The 18,390-nt window shown below is 58.2% G+C and carries 18 protein-coding genes; 6 read left to right on the forward strand and 12 right to left on the reverse strand.

Annotated features, from left to right (window positions below):
* Positions 1–141: 141 nt before the first annotated feature.
* Positions 142–1,104, forward strand: coding sequence for a homocysteine S-methyltransferase family protein (locus AAFN47_RS03465; protein WP_499807805.1), 963 nt, complete (start codon positions 142–144; stop codon positions 1,102–1,104).
* Entirely contained in the window at positions 1,104–1,718 is a 615-nt protein-coding gene (locus AAFN47_RS03470; protein ID WP_499807806.1) for a GNAT family N-acetyltransferase, read from the forward strand. Before AAFN47_RS03465 ends, AAFN47_RS03470 begins: the two co-directional genes overlap by 1 nt.
* 52 nt (positions 1,719–1,770) lie before the next feature.
* Here AAFN47_RS03470 and AAFN47_RS03475 read toward each other — a convergent pair whose 3' ends face one another.
* The 5 genes from AAFN47_RS03475 to AAFN47_RS03495 form a co-directional block, all read right to left on the reverse strand.
* Positions 1,771–2,772, reverse strand: coding sequence for an isopenicillin N synthase family dioxygenase (locus AAFN47_RS03475; protein WP_499807807.1), 1,002 nt, complete (start codon positions 2,770–2,772; stop codon positions 1,771–1,773).
* Positions 2,773–2,902: 130 nt separating this feature from the next.
* On the reverse strand, positions 2,903–3,745 hold the full coding sequence (locus AAFN47_RS03480) for an ABC transporter permease (RefSeq protein WP_499807808.1): 843 nt from the start codon (positions 3,743–3,745) through the stop codon (positions 2,903–2,905).
* Entirely contained in the window at positions 3,696–4,475 is a 780-nt protein-coding gene (locus tag AAFN47_RS03485) for an ABC transporter ATP-binding protein (protein WP_499807809.1), read from the reverse strand. Before AAFN47_RS03485 ends, AAFN47_RS03480 begins: the two co-directional genes overlap by 50 nt.
* Positions 4,476–4,477: 2 nt before the next feature.
* Complete coding sequence (locus tag AAFN47_RS03490; protein ID WP_499807810.1) at positions 4,478–5,461, reverse strand: ABC transporter substrate-binding protein; 984 nt, start codon at positions 5,459–5,461, stop codon at positions 4,478–4,480.
* 370 nt (positions 5,462–5,831) lie between these two features.
* Entirely contained in the window at positions 5,832–7,016 is a 1,185-nt protein-coding gene (locus AAFN47_RS03495) for an MFS transporter (RefSeq protein ID WP_499807811.1), read from the reverse strand.
* A gap of 194 nt (positions 7,017–7,210) precedes the next feature.
* Here AAFN47_RS03495 and AAFN47_RS03500 point away from each other — a divergent pair, with 194 nt between their 5' ends.
* Positions 7,211–9,112 carry a tetratricopeptide repeat protein gene (locus AAFN47_RS03500; protein WP_499807812.1) on the forward strand — a complete coding sequence of 634 codons (1,902 nt, stop codon included), beginning with the start codon at positions 7,211–7,213 and terminating at the stop codon, positions 9,110–9,112.
* 7 nt (positions 9,113–9,119) lie between these two features.
* Here AAFN47_RS03500 and AAFN47_RS03505 read toward each other — a convergent pair whose 3' ends face one another.
* A complete protein-coding gene (locus AAFN47_RS03505) occupies positions 9,120–9,497 on the reverse strand; it encodes a lysozyme inhibitor LprI family protein (protein ID WP_499807813.1) in 378 nt (125 codons plus the stop codon).
* A 97-nt stretch (positions 9,498–9,594) separates the two neighbouring features.
* On the opposite strand from AAFN47_RS03505, the gene AAFN47_RS03510 reads away from it, so the two are divergent.
* The gene (locus AAFN47_RS03510; RefSeq protein WP_499807814.1) at positions 9,595–10,854 is read left to right on the forward strand and encodes a hypothetical protein; all 1,260 of its coding nucleotides are present in this window, start codon (positions 9,595–9,597) and stop codon (positions 10,852–10,854) included.
* A 10-nt stretch (positions 10,855–10,864) separates the two neighbouring features.
* On the opposite strand, the gene AAFN47_RS03515 is transcribed toward AAFN47_RS03510, so the two are convergent.
* Positions 10,865–11,260 carry a GFA family protein gene (locus AAFN47_RS03515; protein ID WP_499807815.1) on the reverse strand — a complete coding sequence of 132 codons (396 nt, stop codon included), beginning with the start codon at positions 11,258–11,260 and terminating at the stop codon, positions 10,865–10,867.
* Between the two features lie 42 nt (positions 11,261–11,302).
* Complete coding sequence (gene paaZ / locus AAFN47_RS03520) at positions 11,303–13,333, reverse strand: phenylacetic acid degradation bifunctional protein PaaZ (RefSeq protein WP_499807816.1); 2,031 nt, start codon at positions 13,331–13,333, stop codon at positions 11,303–11,305.
* 171 nt (positions 13,334–13,504) lie between these two features.
* Between paaZ and AAFN47_RS03525 the strand changes: the two genes are divergently transcribed.
* Positions 13,505–13,726 (forward strand): hypothetical protein, encoded by a 222-nt coding sequence (locus AAFN47_RS03525; RefSeq protein WP_499807817.1) that lies wholly within the window; start codon positions 13,505–13,507, stop codon positions 13,724–13,726.
* 43 nt (positions 13,727–13,769) lie between these two features.
* Here AAFN47_RS03525 and AAFN47_RS03530 read toward each other — a convergent pair whose 3' ends face one another.
* Entirely contained in the window at positions 13,770–14,330 is a 561-nt protein-coding gene (locus AAFN47_RS03530; protein ID WP_499807818.1) for an exopolysaccharide biosynthesis protein, read from the reverse strand.
* Between the two features lie 265 nt (positions 14,331–14,595).
* On the opposite strand from AAFN47_RS03530, the gene lysM reads away from it, so the two are divergent.
* The gene (lysM, locus tag AAFN47_RS03535) at positions 14,596–15,027 is read left to right on the forward strand and encodes a peptidoglycan-binding protein LysM (RefSeq protein WP_499807819.1); all 432 of its coding nucleotides are present in this window, start codon (positions 14,596–14,598) and stop codon (positions 15,025–15,027) included.
* A 43-nt stretch (positions 15,028–15,070) separates the two neighbouring features.
* Here the strand turns inward: lysM and AAFN47_RS03540 are convergent, their stop codons facing one another.
* The 3 genes from AAFN47_RS03540 to doeA form a co-directional block, all read right to left on the reverse strand.
* Positions 15,071–15,454, reverse strand: a complete 384-nt coding sequence (locus AAFN47_RS03540; protein ID WP_499807820.1) for a DUF930 domain-containing protein — start codon at positions 15,452–15,454, stop codon at positions 15,071–15,073.
* Between the two features lie 416 nt (positions 15,455–15,870).
* The gene (gene argE / locus AAFN47_RS03545; RefSeq protein ID WP_499807821.1) at positions 15,871–17,043 is read right to left on the reverse strand and encodes an acetylornithine deacetylase; all 1,173 of its coding nucleotides are present in this window, start codon (positions 17,041–17,043) and stop codon (positions 15,871–15,873) included.
* Between the two features lie 2 nt (positions 17,044–17,045).
* Positions 17,046–18,236, reverse strand: a complete 1,191-nt coding sequence (gene doeA / locus AAFN47_RS03550; protein WP_499807822.1) for an ectoine hydrolase DoeA — start codon at positions 18,234–18,236, stop codon at positions 17,046–17,048.
* Positions 18,237–18,390: the final 154 nt, after the last annotated feature.

An 18,390-nucleotide genomic window follows, 5' to 3' on the forward strand; every position in this document is an offset into this window, starting at 1 on the left:
GGATCGGGCGCTTTTGGTGCGAGTTCTCACAGATCGTTGTTTTCAAGAAGGAAATACAGCTCACGAAAACTGCACCGTAATCGCACTGCAAGTGTGGATCGTCACCCGCTATATCACTTCCACGATACAAGGAGCCCAATCATGTTGAATGCAAAATACAGAAACAGCCTGCCGCAAATGAACGGCAAGACCATGCTGACGGATGGCGGCCTGGAAACGACACTCATCTTTCTTGAAGGAATGGATCTCCCACATTTCGCCTCCTTCGATGTGCTGAAGACCGAAGAAGGCCGCGAAGCGACAAAAAACTATTATCGCCCATACGCCGAACTGGCGCGGGCGCAAAAGATGGGTTTCGTTCTTGAATCCGCGACCTGGCGAGCCAGCCCTGACTGGGGCAAGCTTCTGGGATATACCACCGCGCAACTGGAGCAGGCCAATCGGGCCAGCGTGACGCTGCTTGAAGAAATTCGCCATGCGTTCGAGACCGCCGAGTCCCCGTTTGTCATCAGCGGCAATCTCGGCCCACGCGGCGACGGATACAGCCCTACCGCAATGATGTCCGTTGAAGAGGCCTGTGACTACCACTCCTGGCAAATCGGACTGTTTGCCGACGCCGGCGTCGATGTTGTCTCGGCTGTGACGATGAACTATGTCGAGGAAGCGCTCGGAATAGCCCATGCCGCCAAAAAGGCGGACATGCCTGTCATTCTCGCTTATACCGTTGAGACGGACGGAAGATTGCCGACCGGACAGACGCTCGGAGACGCCATTGAACAGACCGACAGGAAAACCGGAAACTACCCGGTCTACTACATGATCAACTGCGCTCATCCGACCCACTTCAGGGATGTGCTGGACAATCGCGACAGCTGGCTGTCTCGCATCGGCGGCCTGAGAGCGAACGCGTCCAAAATGAGCCACGCGGAACTGGACAACGCCGAGGAACTCGACGCCGGCGACCCGCAGGAGCTTGGCAGGGAGTACCACGAACTCATGCACATGCTGCCCAATCTCATGGTGCTCGGCGGATGTTGCGGTACGGATATCCGCCACATCGCAGCAATCCACGACGCCTGTTGCGGGCACAGAAAGGCCGCGTGATGGTTGATTCAGCGCATCAGTCGCAGACACGTCGAACGCTAGTGACAAGACCGGCGACGCCGGATGACGCCGATCATCTGGCTCGCCTGATCAACTACGCCGGCGAAGGCATGCCTTATCATGTGTGGCAAAAGAACGCCGAAGCCGGCATGGACCCGTGGGAGTTCGGCCGCATTCGGGCCCGGCGCAGCGAAGGCGCATTCACCTACAGAAATGCAGTGATCGCTGAAGTTGAGGGAGATGTTGCGGCGTGCCTGATCACCTACCCGCTTGCGGGCACGCCGGAGCCAATCGATTACGACACGATGCCGGCGATGTTCGTCCCGCTGCAGGAACTGGAAAACCTCGCTCCAGGCACGCAATATGTCAACGTGCTGGCGACCCATCCGGAGCGTCGCAGTATGGGCTGCGGAACGCATCTTCTGGCTGAAGCCGAACGAATGGCCGGTGGACGCGCGATGAGTATCATCGTTTCCGATGGCAATACCGGCGCGCGACGCCTTTACGAGAAGACCGGCTACGTCGAAACCGACGCCCGACCGATCGTCAAGGAAGACGGCTGGGATTGCGACGGAGAAAACTGGGTGCTGCTCGTGAAACGAGATTCCAGGTAAATCAAGAGCGCTCCGCCTTCGGTAAGAAGGCGGGGCTGTTTTCTCAGAAACGTTACTTCGCGAAGTTCGCGGCGATGCGTTGCTGGAGATAGTCGTGCGCCGTGATCGGCGCGTAGTGCTTTTCCGGCCCTTCGATGATCGCGTCCTTGTTGGCCTGACAGAAGAAGGCCATGGAATAGCGCGATCCGCGCGACTCTTCAGGCTTTGGCATCCGCACCCGATGGAGGGTCGATTGCAGCTTGTCGTCGCTCCAGCGCATCAGCATGTCGCCGATATTGCAGGTGACGACGCCAGGCAGCGGCGGAACGTCCGTCCAGGCGAGTTCGCTAGATTCCTTGCCCGGACATAGCTGCAAACCGCCCTGCCCCGGCCGCTGATGCAACAGCGTCAGGCAGTCGAAATCCGTGTGGGCGCCGGCGCGCCAGAAGGACGTGAAGTCGTCCGGCTTGGCGTTGACCAGCTCGAGATAGTGCAGAAGGCGCAGCGTGCTTTGGTATTCCGGGGACACCGGATCGTGACGCTCGGTGAAGAAGTCTTCGACGAAACCGAGCTTCAAAGCGAAGCAGGATAGAACCCGCATGCCGAGTTCCCAGTTTGCCCGTTCAAAGCCGAGCATTGTGGTCTTGAAGCCGGCCAGTTCCTCTTCACTTGGCCACAGCTCGGTCATCCGCGGAAGCGTGATCTGGTAGGATTCTTTCTGATCCGCAGTGCCGGTCGACGGGCGCACTTGCGCCTTGTATTCCCAGCCAGCGTTCGTGCCGGACAGCAGCGGAAAGCGCGCCTTGACCTTTTCCGGAAGCGAAAAGAAGGCTTCCGAAGCCTCGAAGGCGCCGCCGATCAGCTCCTGGGGAACGCCGTGATTGACAAGCTGGAAAAAGCCGATGTCGGTCGACGCCGACCAGAGCGCATCGGCGATTTCGGTCTTTCGGGCGTCAAAATCCGACAGGTCGATGCGGGGAATGTCGCGAATCTTTTCCGAGCCCGCGCCGCCGAACGTCGTTTCCTTGTTCAGCTCGTCGAGGCTGTAGTTCTTTTCGGATACAGTTGTGTTCATTTGATTCTCCAATACGGGTAATCCCGTGTTTCCCATGGAGCAATGACCACGTCGTGTGACGTTGACTGCTTCTACTCCGTTGCCATTGACAGTCGTTGCTGGCCGTTTGGCCTTTTGCGGTCTCCTTTCGTCAGTTGTTATCCTTCGGCAGGCTCCAGGGGAAAAACTGCTTCTGGATTGCCGAAATGATCTGGAACAGAAGCAGAGATATCAGCACCAGAAGGAACAGTCCGGCCCATGCCTGCGGTATCTTGAAATAGGATGTCGAGAACTGGATGAAGTACCCGATGCCCTTTTCCGCCGCCACGAACTCCGCCACCACGGCGCCGATGATCGACAGTGTAATGGAGATCTTCAATCCGGAGAAGATGTAGGGAATCGCGTAGGGAATGCGGATCTGGCTGAGTTCACGCGACACCGGCGCGCGAAGGCTGCGCGACAGTTCTATCAGCTCCGGGGGCGTCGCCATCAATCCGGTCGTCATGGAAACGACAAGCGGAAAGAAGGTGATCAGGAACGTGATCACGATGCGCGGCGCATCGCCCGATCCAAGCACGACGATGATGATGGGCGCGACGGCGACGACCGGCGTCGACTGGATCACGACAAGCAGCGGATAAAGACAGTCCGACACGACCTTGGAGCGCGACAGCACGATCGCCAGCGGAAGGGCGATAACGATCGCCGTGATGTAGCCATAGAGCGCAACCCGCAGGGTTGCCCATATGTGTTCAATCCAGCGGGAAAACTCGACGGCGTCGAACCCTGTGATGATACGCGTCGGCGCCGGCAGCAGGAACGACGGAATCTCGAATACGATCGTCGATAGTTCCCATATGAAAAGGATAGCGGCGAAGGTCGCGATTGGCCTCAGGATGGGCAGTGCGAGGATCGCCTTCAACGGGTTTCCTGCCTGCTTATTCTCAGGCTGCGCGCTTGAGGAGGAGGCTGCGGAGCTGGGCTGCGAATTCATGCATTTCCTTGCGCGTGCTTGTTTCGACGCTACGTGGTCGCGGAAGCGGCACTTCGAAATCCGCGATGAAATGTCCGGGTCGCTCGCTCATCACCAAAACCCGGTCGGCGAGCAGCGCTGCTTCCGAAATCGAATGGGTGATGAACATCACGGTTTTGGGTTGCGCCTGCCAGATATCGAGGAGTTCGAAACCCATCTCTTCTCGAGTCAGAGCATCGAGCGCCGAAAAGGGCTCGTCCATCAGAAGAATATCGGGATTGAGCAGCATGGCGCGTGCGATGCCGACGCGCTGTTGCATGCCGCCGGAAAGCTCGGAAGGCAGACGCTTCTCGAAGCCTTCGAGGCCGACCTTGCGCAACAATTCGCGCGCGGTCTCCCGGTGTTCCGGCCTGACGCGCCCTGTCTTGTGGCGGATCGGAAAGACAACATTGTCCTCGACATTGGCCCAGGGCAGCAGCGTCGGCTTCTGGAAGACGATCCCAACGTCGTCGCGCGGGTCGTTCACTTCCTTGCCGAAAACCCGGACTGTTCCCGAGGTTGGCGCAATCAGTCCCGACGTCAGGCGCAACAGGGTCGACTTGCCACAGCCGGAGGGGCCGAGAACCGCCACGAATTCGTGGCGGTTCACTTTCATGCTGACGCCCCTGAGGGCTTCCAGCTGGCCCGAGGCCGTGTCGAATACCTGCCCTACATCGTCGAATTCGAGGGCAGGTATTTCAGGCAATGTCACTCTCAGCTCTCCGGCATGTAGCTGCGGTCGACAATGGATTCCGGATCGAGCGCGCCCGGCTCAAGACCCTGCGACGCCGAAACGCGTTCCCAGGTCGCCTGAAGACGGCCAGGCTCGAACACGCCAAATCCGTCCGTGTCCGTCACATCATTGAAGACCAGCACAAAAGCGTCCTTGATGCCGCCGGCGACATCTGCCGTCGACATTTCCGGGATCATGGCGGTTACGGCTTTGGCCGCTTCTTCCGGATTGTCTCGGGTGAATTCGATGGACTTCTTGTAGGCCTTGAGGAATCGCTTCGCGACGTCCGGACGTTCAGTCAGAAACTTGTCGGACGCAATGACGCTTGCCTCGTAGAGATCGAGACCGGCGGCCGACCACGGCAGAACGACAAGTTCCTTGCCCGCTTCCTTGGCCTGGTTGGTGAACACGGTCACGTTTGTGAGCCAGGCGATGACAACGTCGGAGCTGCCGGTCATCAGCATCGGACCGAGCGCCGCCGGATCGGCCTTGGTGAGCGTAATGTCGCCTTCCGTCAGTCCGACGTCGTCCAGCACCAGCGGCAGGAACACGTTCGAGGACGTGAAGGGAGACGTCGCGACTTGCTTGCCCTTGACGTCGGCGACTTCTGCGATGCCGGAATCCTTCGTGGCGAAGAAAGCGTGCGGTCCCTTGTTGAAATAGGACATGACGGCCGTCACCGGCACGTCTTCGTTGGCCTTGGCGGCCATCAAGGCGCTGATGCCGGCTGTGCCGATGTCGGAGGTTCTGGTCGCCATCTTGGTAATAGCCTCGGTCGATCCCTTGCCGGGCTCGATAGAGACTTCGATGCCTTCCTCTTCACAGAAGCCATTCTGGATGCAGACATAGATCGGAGCCTTGTCGCCGCCGGGCAACCAGTCGAGCTGGTAAACGACCTTGTCAGCCGCGCTGGCGCAGGAGACTTGCAGCACTGTCGCCAAGGCTGCTCCGGTTAAAAGTTTCATTGAGTGTTTCAGCATGGAACTACCTTTCGTGACTGCTGGCGTTTCATCATCGCCAAAGCACCGGGCAGGCGCTCAATGCGCCTGCCCGGCAGTCTTGGGAGAGTTTTACTTGGTGAAATAGAAGACGGCATTGGACACCTGTTCCGCAATGTTTATGCCGAGCAATGTCCCGGACTGCCGTTAATCCTGACCGCTTCTACTCGACCTGAATAATGCAGGTTCCATGCCAATTCGCGATCGAGCCGGAAAATCGCAATTCTTGAGATGAAAGACGGCGACGGCGCCTAGAAACGCCGCAGCTGTTATCATGCTGCACAAATTTTATGCGAAACCAGTCGTAGCCACATTAGGGCGACTGGCATATTGCGCGTCAGGAATTGCTTCCGACAGGGAGCTCATGCCGTTGTTCGACCGCCTTCCAGGCGCAAACGACGCCCAGTATGCAGACAATGACGACATAGACGCTCAGGCCTGACCAGCCGTAGGCCTCGATAACGAAACCGGCGATCGGCGGGCCGATCACCGTACCGACGCCACCGGTCTGCGCGATCGCGCCCATTGCGATGGAGGCAGACTGCCCGTCGCGAACGATCGCTGGAAGCGTCGCGAAAACCGCCGAGCCCACGACGCCGCTTGCAAGGGAAAACAGAATTGCGCCGGCAAGTTTCACCGAGGGCGCATCGAGAAGAAATATCGCTGCCGTTCCCAGGGCGAGCGCGACAAGCGCAAACATTGTGAGGCTGGCCGTATGGTTGCGCAGGCGACCTGCGACAAGAAAGCCTGTCCCGATATTGCCCACGGGCACGAAGAGCGCGATTGCCGCCGCCGAAAGCGCCAGCCTGTCGTCAAGCAAGCCGACATAGGTCGGAAGAAAGGTGAACAGCGGCAAGGACGCAACAACATAAAACCCGAATGCGCCGGCCAACCAGTAGGCCCGCGCAGGCAGCCCGCCCATGGCTTGTGTCGTTTTGGCGGCAGGCGCGAATGGTTGCGCGCGGGGCAGCGTGGACACTAAAATACCGGAGAGCACGCCAAACAGACCATAGCCAAGCGCCATGCTGAGATAGAAACCGGACAGTCCAAATCCTGGAAGCACCGCCGCAGCCTGATAGTTCGCCAGCGCATAACCGATTGGAACGAAGCCGCCCCAAATCGCCAGGGCCGGCGCCTTCAACCGTTCAGGCGCGATGTCGTTCAGAACCGCCGGCGCCGCTATCACGACCAGCACATAGCCAACCGCCTCAATGCCACGCGCGAAGAGCGCCAGGAACTGGTCCGTGGTTGGCCACAGGAAAACCGCGCCGACAAACAACAGCAGCGTGCCGGCGTTCAGAGACAGACGTACGCCGTAATGACGAATGGCAAAGGCGACCGGGAGCGCAGCGACCGCCACGAACAGGCCGATCAGCGATGTGAGCCAGCCCAGATAGGTCAGCGAATAGCCATGCTGCTCCCTCAGCAACAGCACCACTGGCGCGATCTTTCCCAACTGCCCGCCGGCATAGAAACCCGCCAGCAGAATTAAGATGACAGTTAACGTGCGTCTCAGATCCATTTCGCATTCAAATCCCGAATAGATTCACTGCACTAGCCGCATTGTCATGCCGCTGCAATCGCCGCGGCCGGCATAATTTATGCGTCGTGGGCGCCCATCAGGCGAGACGCAGCGGCGACGCGCGTATTTGCAGTTGAAACGGATCGTCTACTGCGGTTCAATTGCGGACAGACTTCAATTGCAATTGCATCGGCATGACACCTCTGGTTCTCGGCTTTCTGTCAGCGTTTTTCTTCACCGCCCCGCCCGGCGACGCGGAAAGCCGGTTATGGTTCGCGGAGTCGCCCTCAAGCCGCGAGATCGACCGCATGGAGCGCGAGCGTGGCGACGAAGCCTTTCTGATCGCGCCAAAGACCCCGTATGAATTCGCCCGCCGTGGCAAATATCGGCTGGATCGCGGGCACTATCGTCAGGCGATCGAAGACTTCGACAAGGCGCTCGAGGACAATGAACGCTATTTTTTTGCTCTCTACCATCGTGGCCTGGCGCATTATTCCCTGGAAGTGTATCCGAAAGCGATAGCCGACTTTACACTCGCGGCCGCGATCGATCCGCATGACGCAGACGTGTATTTTCGGCTTGGAGAGGCCCGTTTCTTCTCCGAGGATTACAGCAAGGCCATTCCAGATTACAACGAGGCCATTCGCCTCTACCCGAAATTCGCCGCCGCCTATGACAGTCGCGGCTGGGCGCATCACGAACTCGGCGACGACATGCAGGCGATGATCGATCTCAAGAAGGCGTCCGAGATCGAACCGGAGGTCTCCTATTACCGGGAAAGTTTCGCCGATCTGATGTTCGGGATGGAACGCTTCGACGAGGCTGCCAAATCATACAAGCAAGCCGTTGATCTGGAACCTGAAAACCATTCCTGCCTGGCGAAACTCGGCGACGCCTATGGCGAAGTTGAAGAATACCGCCTCGCAATTGCGGCCTATGACCGGGCGATTGGCCTGGAGCCTATCGCCTCCTACCACAATAATCGCGGCGTCACCTATGAACGCACCGGCTTGCAGGATTTGGCGGCCATTGATTACGACGCGGCTATCCGGATCGACCCGGACTACGCAACCGCCTACTTCAATCGCGGCCTTCTGTACAAGGACGCCGGCGATTTGGAGAATGCCATCGAGCATTTTAGCAGGACCGTCCAGCACGACGAAAACTACCACGAGGCGTTTTTCTACCGTGCTGAATTGCTGGACAGCGCGGGAGACGTGCGCGCCGCGCTTTCAGATATAGACAAGGCGCTCGCGCTCGATGAGAAGCAGTCCCGATACTACTTCCGACGCGCCTTCATTCACGCCGAACTGGGCGACGACGAAGCTGCCCTCGACGACTACAACACGGCAATCAGGCTCGAACCCGCCTTGTCGAGCGCCATGTTCAACCGCGGATACATCCACTATCGCGCCGGCCGCTATGCGCTGGCGTTCGCAGACTTCGCCAAAGGCGCCCTTTTGCAGCCGGATGATCCTGACTATCTCGTGGCTCAGGGCAATGTTCTGCATGCGCAAGCCCGTTACGAAAAGGCCATCGAATACTATACTTCGGCGATTGCCGTCAGGGACGACCACGCCGAGTCATATCTGGAGCGCGCCAGCGCCTATCACGATACGGGCGACTACGATCGCGCCCGGACTGATGTCGAAAAAGTGCTGGAACTCGACCCGACTGTTTCCGGCGCCTACTACATTCTCGGCCTTGTCGAGTTCGACGCTCAGAATGTGCGGCAGGCGGTCGAAACCTTCGACAAGGCCATCTCTCTGGGCGAAAACACCGCCCACGTCTATTTCATGCGGGGCTGGTCTCACCGGATCGAGAAATCCGACCAGAAGGCGATCAGCGACCTCACGCAGGCGATCGCCCTCGCGCCGGATTACCAACTAGCCTACACCTATCGCGGCAACGCCTATTTCGATGGCCAGGAATTCGCCCTGGCGATTGAAGACTACAATCGCGCCCTCGAATTGGAGCCCGACGACTACCAGACCATTCTGAACCGCGCTGCGGCCTATGAAAAAATCGGCGAGACGGAAAAGGCGCAGTCAGACTATCTCCGCGCAGGCGATTTGCTGGATGAAGACAAGAAATGAATTCCGGTCAGTTTCCGACGCAATAGTTCTTCACACCTTCGGTGATATCTGATTTCAGAGCGCTGATGCGTTGGGTGTAGGCCGAACGCAGGCAGGAGACGTCCGAACCGCAGTCGGACCGTTGTTTCAGGAAGGCCTCCGCCTCGTCCCGCCGAATGCCGCTGGCGCCCATAAGCAGCGGCAAGGCCTTGTAGCCGTAATATAATCCAGCCATTTCGGAATCGAACGCCGAAAGGTCCGGGTTGGCGCAGATGGCCTTTTCATCCGGCGCCGCCGCTTTCGAACAGTCGAAACTTGCAGCAAGCGATGCGCCAGACACTGATAGCGTTGTCCAAACGGTCGCAAATGTCAGGCATGCCAGTGAACGGATTGTGGCGGTGTTCATTGTCCTGTTTTCTCCTCGATTGCAGAAACGCTAAACTTGCCATACTATAGCAAAGACGGAATGCACAAACACTTGGATACAACCGAGGGACGGTCCAGTGGCGCATGGTTCAAAGCATCTTTTGACGACCGCATTGCTTCTGGCTGGAAGCGTCGTTTTACACGGCTGCACCACACACAATTCCGCAACGACCGCACAATCCGCGCCGCCCGTAATGACGGCGCCTTCAACAATCGCATCAACGAAAACGCCTGCAACCCAGGATGAAGGCTCGAAGGCTGCACTGGCGGCCGGCGCTGAACCTGAAGTCGAGGTCGAGGCTCAGTCAACGACAACGACCGTCGCGGGCTCCGACTCTGTGGAAGAACCCGCCAAGCCGTCCGAAACGGTCGTTACCGAGATGGCCGTGGAGAAAGCGCCTGAGGAGCCTGCCTCCGAAGAAATTGTCGAAGCCGTGCGCGTAACCAAAACGCCGGGCAAGACGGACTCCACCGTCGAAATCGTCGAAACGCCGGAGGCAATTGTCGAACGTGTCGAGGAAACGACCACGACCGAGGAAGACTTCGACACTGTCGTCGCCGACACCGGCACAGGCGTTCTCGCCGAAACGGAAGGAATTCTGGAACGCACCGACACAGTCGTGAAGACGACGGTCGTCGACAAGCGAACCGGCCGTGTGACGAAAAAAATCGCTACGCAGGAAAAGGAAGAAGTCCTTTCCAGTCGGGAAACCATAGTCGTTCCAGCCCATTCGGCGCGTGTCTACATGAAACCCGGATCCAGTCCGGATGATCGCTTTGCCGCTTACGGAATGGTGGCGTTTCCTCTGGACACAACAAGACGAGACCCCGAGCGGCTGGCGCAATTCTGTGCGGCCTATGTCGAGAGCGCAAAGCATGAGCCCGTGCGAGGCCTGCCGGCGTCGGCGCCTCGCATGGCGATGGTCTGGCCGGTTTCTGCTTCTGTGGATACGGATGCCCTTTCCAGAATGAATGACGTCCAAAAATGCGAAACCGCCGTGCTGAACTATGGCGCGACAATGGCTGACCAGGCGATTTACGAAGCCGAACTGACCGGAATTGAAATCGATGGACGCGGCCCGTTCCTCCTTGCCTGGTCTCCGGCTTCTGCGAAGGGTTCGACAAAGGCTCTCGTATTGATCGCCAACCTGTCCAACATCAACGCTCCCGAAGCCGCCCACGCCGCGATGCGCAGATGGCAAACCGATGTGGAGTTCAACCCACCGCTTTGGGCTGAAGCCGGCTGGAACCTGCCTCTACTCAGAGAAATCATGGATGAATGGGCGACCGTCTATGGTCCGCAATCACTGATGTTGCTCGGTCCCTTCGGCGGCTGAGCCGTCCATATCACTCATTCGGCGTTCCGGGCATTGCCTGAAAAACGTGTAGACCGTCCTGAACCTCCAGCCAGTTCGGCTTGGAGCGAACGAAACCGTATCGTTCGGGCGTATACCAGAATTTTGGATTGTCGAATGTGCCTCCGGCAACGCCGCAATGTCCACAAAACCGGGTTTCAAGCCAACGCCTGGCGTTGGACGTCAACCGGAAGGTCTTCCAGCTTCCTCCAAAGACTGCGATCTGGTCCTCCGGGAAATAGACTGAAATTCCGAAAGCGCTATTTGTTCGCTTCCTGCACCATTCGCAGGAACACATGGAAACGCGATCCGGCTTGCCGAGTGTGCTGTAACGGATCGCCCCGCAGAAGCATCCGCCTTCATGCATTTCGGATGACTGTGCGCACATGACTGCAGTATCAGCGACGCCGGCGCCGTTGACAACGCAAATTCAGAGGGAAACCATCGTCAGCAATTCGTACTCCGCCACCTGCTCGCCGTCCTGATTGGTCAGCACAACATCCCAGGCTACTTCTCCATACTCGTCATTGCGCGGCGTCTTTCGCTTGACGGTGAGACGAACCGATATCGCATCGCCCGGACTGACAGGCTTTTGGAAACTCAGGCTGTTCAACCCTGTATTCGCCAACACCGGACCGGGATTTGGCTCCACAAAGAGGCCGGCGGCGAAACTCAACAGCAGATATCCGTGCGCGACGCGGCCGGGAAAGAACGGGTTCGCCTTCGCCGCCTCCTCATCCATATGCGCATAGAACGTATCGCCGGTGAAACTTGCAAAGTGCTCGATATCCTCCAGCGTGACTTCCCGCGACAGGGTGTGGATAGTCTCGCCGATCTGGAGTTCGCCAAAGCTTCGGGTAAAGGGATGCGCCGGTCCGGCGACTTCCTTCGAGCCCCGGTCCCAGTTACCCGTGATCCCGGTCATCAGATCAGGGCTCGCCTGTATTGCGGTGCGCTGCATGTAATGCATGACTCCGCGCACGCCGCCAAGTTCCTCGCCGCCGCCGGCCCTGCCCGGACCGCCATGAACCATGTGCGGCAATGGCGAACCGTGACCTGTCGCTTCCTTCGCGGAATCCCCGTTGTTGAAATAGATCCGGCCGTGGGAGGCCCCCGCACCGAGGACGAATTCCCGCGCCGTCTGTGGATCGCGCGTGACTACAGAGGCCACCAGTGACCCGCCGCCGCGGTTCGCCAGCTCGATGGCGTGCTCGGCGTCGCGATATCCCATGACGGTTGACACGGGGCCAAAGGCTTCGACCTCATGAACCGCCTTGGCGGCGTCCGGATCATTGCAGACGAAAAGTATGGGCTTGAGGTAGTAGCCATACTCGACACCGACGCCTGTCAGTTCCGGCGCCTCTTCGTCACCGAAGACGCGCTCGCACTCCGCGCCGATCCGCGCGGCGTTTTCAAGCGTATCGCGTTTTTGCGCCGCAGAAGCGAGCGCTCCCATTCTTGATTCCTTGAGCGTGGGATCGCCGATGGTGACGGCCTCAAGCCGCTTTGACAGGGCTTCCACAACAGCATCAATCCGCGACGCAGGCGCGATGATCCGCCTTATCGCCGTGCATTTCTGGCCGGCTTTGGTGGTAATCTCGTTCGCCGCTTCCTTGATGAAAATATCAAAATCCGGCGAGCCGGGTTCGATGTCAACTCCAAGCACTGAGGCATTGAGACTGTCCTGCTCGGCCGTGAATCGCACGGAGTTTGCGAGGATATTTTCCTTGGACCGCAGAGACAACGCCGTCGCTGCGGATCCGGTAAAGCTGACGATGTCCCGGCTGTCGAGCCGGTCGAGCAGATCGCCCGTCCGGCCAGATATCAACTGGACCGCCCCTTCCGGCAACACGTCGCTTTCGACCATCAGCTTGAAACAGGCCTCGGTCAGCCAGCAGGTGGCCGTCGCCGGTTTGACGATTGCCGGCACCCCGGCGAGCAATGTGGGCGCCAGCTTTTCAAGCATGCCCCAGACCGGAAAATTGAATGCGTTTATGTGGATCGCGGCGCCGGTCAAAGGGGTGCAGACATGTCGCCCGAGAAACGTTCCCTCCCGCGACAGCATTTCGGTTTCTCCATCGACATAGACCTGATCATCAGGCATTTCACGCCTGCCCTTCGACGCATAGACCAGCAGCGTGCCGATACCGCCGTCGATATCGATGCGGCTGTCGGGCAAAGTCGCCCCGGTCATGTGAGACAGCGCATAAAGCCCGTCACGGCGCTCGTTGAGATAAAGCGCAAGGGCCTTCAGCATGCGCGCGCGATCATGAAAGGTCATCTTTCTGAGCGCCGGACCGCCCCTGTCCCGCGCGAAATCCAGCATTTGCTGGAAATCAAGACTGTCACTGCCAGCCTCGCCGATGATCTGGCCGTTTGCGGCCGAATATAACTTGGATGGTGTTCCGGAAGGTGCAATCCACTGCCCTGCCGCAAAGCTCGATACCAGCATCAGTCCCATCGTTTCCTCCCGTTCGATACCATTCATCCAGTATAAATTAACCAACCATTCGGTCAATCCAGACTATAGCGGCAATTTCCCGAACTGTATCATTTCTCACAGAGGCTCGCGCAGAACTCCCATAGATTGCAGGCTGACCGATCAACATTTGAGCGGGAAGGACACAGAGAAATGACTACTTTCATCGATCGTGGAACGGGGAAAAGCCGGAGCGGTTCGATGTGGAATCGCATCTTTGGACTGCCGGGAAGGCTGAGGGCGGCAAATCGCAGTCGTTTGGAAAATGAAGCGCTGCTGGACATGCCTGCGCATGTCTATCGCGACATCGCCATAGCACGAGGCGACGTGATGTTCGGCGTATCAGCCAGACGGCGCTTTGTCTGGACCGAATAGTATCGTCTTGTCAGGCGGAAGCGGATGGCCGCTTCCGCCTGAGTTAAAGAACACTGCTGGTGACTGCAGCGAGACCTGCCATTATCATCAAGGCCAGAAAGCCGACCAAACCGTCTCGCGCCACCAACGCAATTGCGACAAGACTGACAGCGCTTCCGAGAATCGACGAACTGAATGGCACAAGCTCCAACATGGGCATGGCGAGACCGCACAGCACACATGTCAGCGTCATCAGGGTCGAAAATGGTTTGTGAACCAGAAGTGATAATCGTCGTCGTGTCAGCTTGTCTATCCAATAGGCGGGCTTTTCGAGCCAGGCGATCGTATTGACGAGCTTTTCGCGTTCAATGCGACGCGACAGCATCCAGCGTGGCAGCCAAAGGTGACTTTTTCCCATCACGCGCTGAGCTGCGACAAGAGCGATAAGAATTCCGCAGACTGAAGAAAGGCCGGGAACACCGCTGAGAGGCGTTACAACCACAAGAGCAGGAACAAGCATGACCGCCGACAGGGAATCGGTTCCAAGGTACCCTACGATTGCCGCAATCGACACCCGACGGCTGGAACCGCTGCGCTCATGCAAAGCGCCAAGAAGATCAGTCACGGGAGCTTCACTCGGAGCGGCTCCTTGCGCCTTACTGGACATGATCAGAATTCAGGCTTTTGTTACGCATCAGGCATAAACCGTCTCGCAACGCGCAGGTTCCAAATAGTCCCGGTTTTTGTTCTCATAACATCTGAGGAAAAACTCAGACTCTCGAAACGCCGCATACTCGGCATTTACACTGTTTTACTTGCAATATTTCTATAGTCTCCGAATTGTAGTATCGCCGTGCGAGACCAACCGGCTTCAAGAGAGGAAACACACCATGGGAATTTTTGATTTCGTAAAAGATGCAGGCAAGAAACTTTGGGGATCAGACGATGACGACGCCTCCGAAGCCATCGCAAAGGAAGCCGGAATGCTAGGGCTGAAAGACGATCTCGACGTGAAGGTTGAAGGAGACAAGGTCGTCATCAACGGAAAGGCGCCGTCTCAGGAAGTAAAGGAAAAGCTTATCCTCGCCGCCGGAAACATCGATGGAATAGCCAAGGTCGAGGAAAATATCGAGACGGACGACACGGCTGACGGTTCGACCTTCCACACCGTTGAAAAGGGCGATACGCTCTGGGCGGTAGCAAAGAAGGCCTATGGCGACGGAACAAAATACAATGCGATTTTCGAGGCCAACAAACCGATGCTGTCCGATCCGGACAAGATTTATCCGGGACAGGTGCTCAGGATCCCGCCGCTAAAGTGATCCTTTATTTACAGGTTTGGTGGGCTATTCCCGATTCTTTACATCAGTGAATGGCCGCCAGATTGTGCAAGAGCCAGTCCTCGTAGGGAATCGGTTCACCGACGGCAAACTCAAACGCGACGACGTCGCGCATGTCCGGCGTCACCTCGCAGCGAAATTGCAGATTGTACCAGCGGCTGCGGCTGCGAAAGGCCGCGCCGTCGGCGATCACGCTGGTTCCGCTGATCCTGGCGTCCTCCATAGTGTAGGCGACGAGCCTCTCGGGCTGGAACATGTTGTCCCAGACATGGATCTGCTCCATCGCTTCCAGTCCGCAGAGTTGAAGCTTTCGGTCTTCGTCAACAAGCGTCGGCAAGGCCATCCGCGCCTGGCGGGCTTCCGGCGTCGCGAGCACCGCGCCGGCAAAAATCTGCGTCGCGCGCACCATCTTGTTTTCCTCCGACGCCTTTCGAGCCCAAGTCTCAGGCGGGCGCGGCCGAAACCGTTCGGGATTTATTGACGCCAGCTTTGACGGACGCGGAGGCGCAGCCTCGGGCGGCGTCTCATTTAACGGTTGCTGCTGAAGTGCGGGAAGCTTCGATACAACTGTCACCCGCACGGCGTCAGGAATCAGAGGGTTCAACGGCTTGGGAAGAGGCAGCAACATAATGATCAGAAGGAAAAAGAGGGCGTGCACGAAAAGAGACGCCGCGACCCCGGTCGCGGGCGAGCCTTTCTGATCGATTGGCCCCCTGAGAGGTCTTTCCGCAATAATTCCGGATAACGCCGAGCCGCCCATTGCCCATTCCGGTCTTTCGACTATGGGGGCAAGGTCTCAAAGCAATTTGGTCGAATGATGACCGGTCAGGCGGACAGTTCACCGCCCAGCTTGTGCAGAAACCGCAGACATTGCCTGATCTGTTCGAGTTCGATGAATTCATCCGGCTTGTGCGCCTGATCGATGGAGCCCGGACCGAAGACGATAGTCGACATGCCATTGGCCTGAAAATGCCCGGCGTCGGTTCCGAAAGACACCGCTCCAACGGAATTCATGCCGGTCAGTTTTCCCACCAGCTGGGCTGCTGCCGACTGGGGATCATACACCAACGGCGGGACGACGGCTTCAATCGTTGTCTGGAACGAAGCGCCGGCCGGCGTCAGTATCGCACTGAAATGGTTGTTGATTTCTTCCAGCAACATCTCCGCCTGACCGCTGCGCGTGGGACGGATTTCCCAATCAAAGGCGCAATCGCCGGCCACAACATTACGGGCGGCGCCGCCATGAACCGTGCCGACGTTGATGGTGGCATGCGGTGGATCGCATGGACTTTCGGAATCGATTTGACCTGAAAGATCATGCGCCAGTTTCCGCAGATGGGCGATCATGTCTGCCGCGATCATGATGGCGTTCACGCCCTTTGAGGGATCACAGGCATGGGCGGCGAACCCGGTGACTTCCGTACGGAGTTCCAGCCCGCCCTTGTGCGCCCCGACCATGCGCATCTCCGTGGGCTCGCCAACGATGGCGACGGACGGGCGCCAGGATTTGGACACGATATCGCCGGCCAGCACCGGCGCGCCAAAGCCGCCGTTCTCCTCGTCGTAGCACATCGAAAGATGGACAGGCCTTGCAAGCGGCATCGCCTTGAATTCCGGCGTCATGGCGAGCATGCAGGCCAGGAACCCCTTCATATCGACGCTTCCGCGCCCGTACAGACGATCATCGGAGATGCGTAGTTCGAAGGGATCGCTCGACCATTCCTGCCCTTCGACGGGCACGACGTCGGTGTGACCGTTGAGGAGTACGCCGCCGTCGGTCTCCGGTCCGATCGTCGCGTAAAGATTGGCGCGCTGTCCGGATTCGTCATGCGAGATGGACGACACGACGCCGTGATCCGCCAGAAACCGGGTGACAAATGCAATCATATCGAGATTGGATTCGCCCGACAGGGTCGGGAAGCGAACCAGTTGATCGAGAATATCAACCGCGCGCTGCTGTGCTTCGGCCACGTCCAGGGAAAGATCGCCAGCCTGCATTTCTAGTCTCTCACGACCAGTTCTCGCGGTAGATCGGCGAGACACTCTGGATCGCCGTCCGTGATCGCAACGCTCTCAGTGATCTCGAAACCCCAATCATCCATCCACAGCCCGGTCATGAAATGGAAGGTCATGTTCTCCTGGAGCACGGTCTTGTCGCCCGGCCGCAGGCTGTAGGTGCGCTCGCCCCAATCCGGCGGATAGGAAATACCGATCGGATAGCCGCTGCGATTGTCCTTCACGATCCCGTACTTCTTCAAGATGGCGAAGTAGGCGTTGACGACATCTTCGGCAAGATTGCCGGGTTTCGCCATTTCGAGACCGGCTGCAAGCCCTTCCTGAACGGCCTTCTCGGCGTCGAGAAAGGTCTGGGTCGGCTTGCCAAGAAACACGGTCCGGGATAGCGGGCAGTGATAGCGACGGTAGCAGCCGGCGATTTCGAAGAAGGTCCCCTCTCCCGTCCGCATCGGCTTGTCGTCCCAAGTCAGGTGCGGGGCGGCCGCGTCCTCGCCCGACGGCAGGAGCGGCACGATCGCCGGATAGTCGCCGCCGAATTCACCGACGCCTCGAATGGACGCATCGTAGATTTCCGCAACAAGATCGCATTTGCGAATACCCGGCCTGACCGTGCCCCAGATGCGCTGGTGCATCTTTTCCACAATGCGGCCGGCGATGCGCATGTAGTCGAGTTCCCGTTCGGATTTGACGGCGCGCTGCCAGTTGACAAGCCCTGTCGCATCCTTGAAATCCGCATTCGGCAGGCCCTTCAACAGGGCGGCGAAGGCGGCGGCAGAGAAGTAGTAATTGTCCATCTCGACGCCGATCACCAGGCTCGACCATCCCCTGTCGGTGATTATCTGCGACAGCACGTCCATCGGGTGGCGAACCGGAGACTGCACATAATGATCGGGGTAAGACAGGATGTGCGCGTCATCCATGTAGACCGTGCGCTTCGCGCCGTTGCCGTCTTGCAGGCGGCCAAACCAGACCGGATCGTCGTCCAGGGTGACCAGCACGCATTGATGGACGTAGAAGGACCAGCCGTCATAGGCCGTCAGCCACGCCATGTTGGAGGGATCGGTGACGACAAGCAGCTCTATGCCCGCCTCTTCCATCGCCTTGCGAACCCTTCCAAGGCGCACAGCGTATTCGTCAAGGGAGAAAGGCAGTTGCTTGTCGGTGTTTCCGGTCACGGGTCATCCATCCTTTTTGATCAAGGCTCATCTAGACTCAACTTTCGGTCCGCCGCAATTCCATATGCGACGCGCTCCTTTGACGGAGATGGCAAAGAAAATTAAGAATCCTGCATTGGGAGTATCAATGCAACTGCAGTCATCCGCTCGTATC

Origin of the sequence: Hoeflea sp. CAU 1731, assembly GCF_039888615.1 — a bacterium.
Taxonomy (GTDB): Bacteria; Pseudomonadota; Alphaproteobacteria; order Rhizobiales; family Rhizobiaceae; genus Flavimaribacter.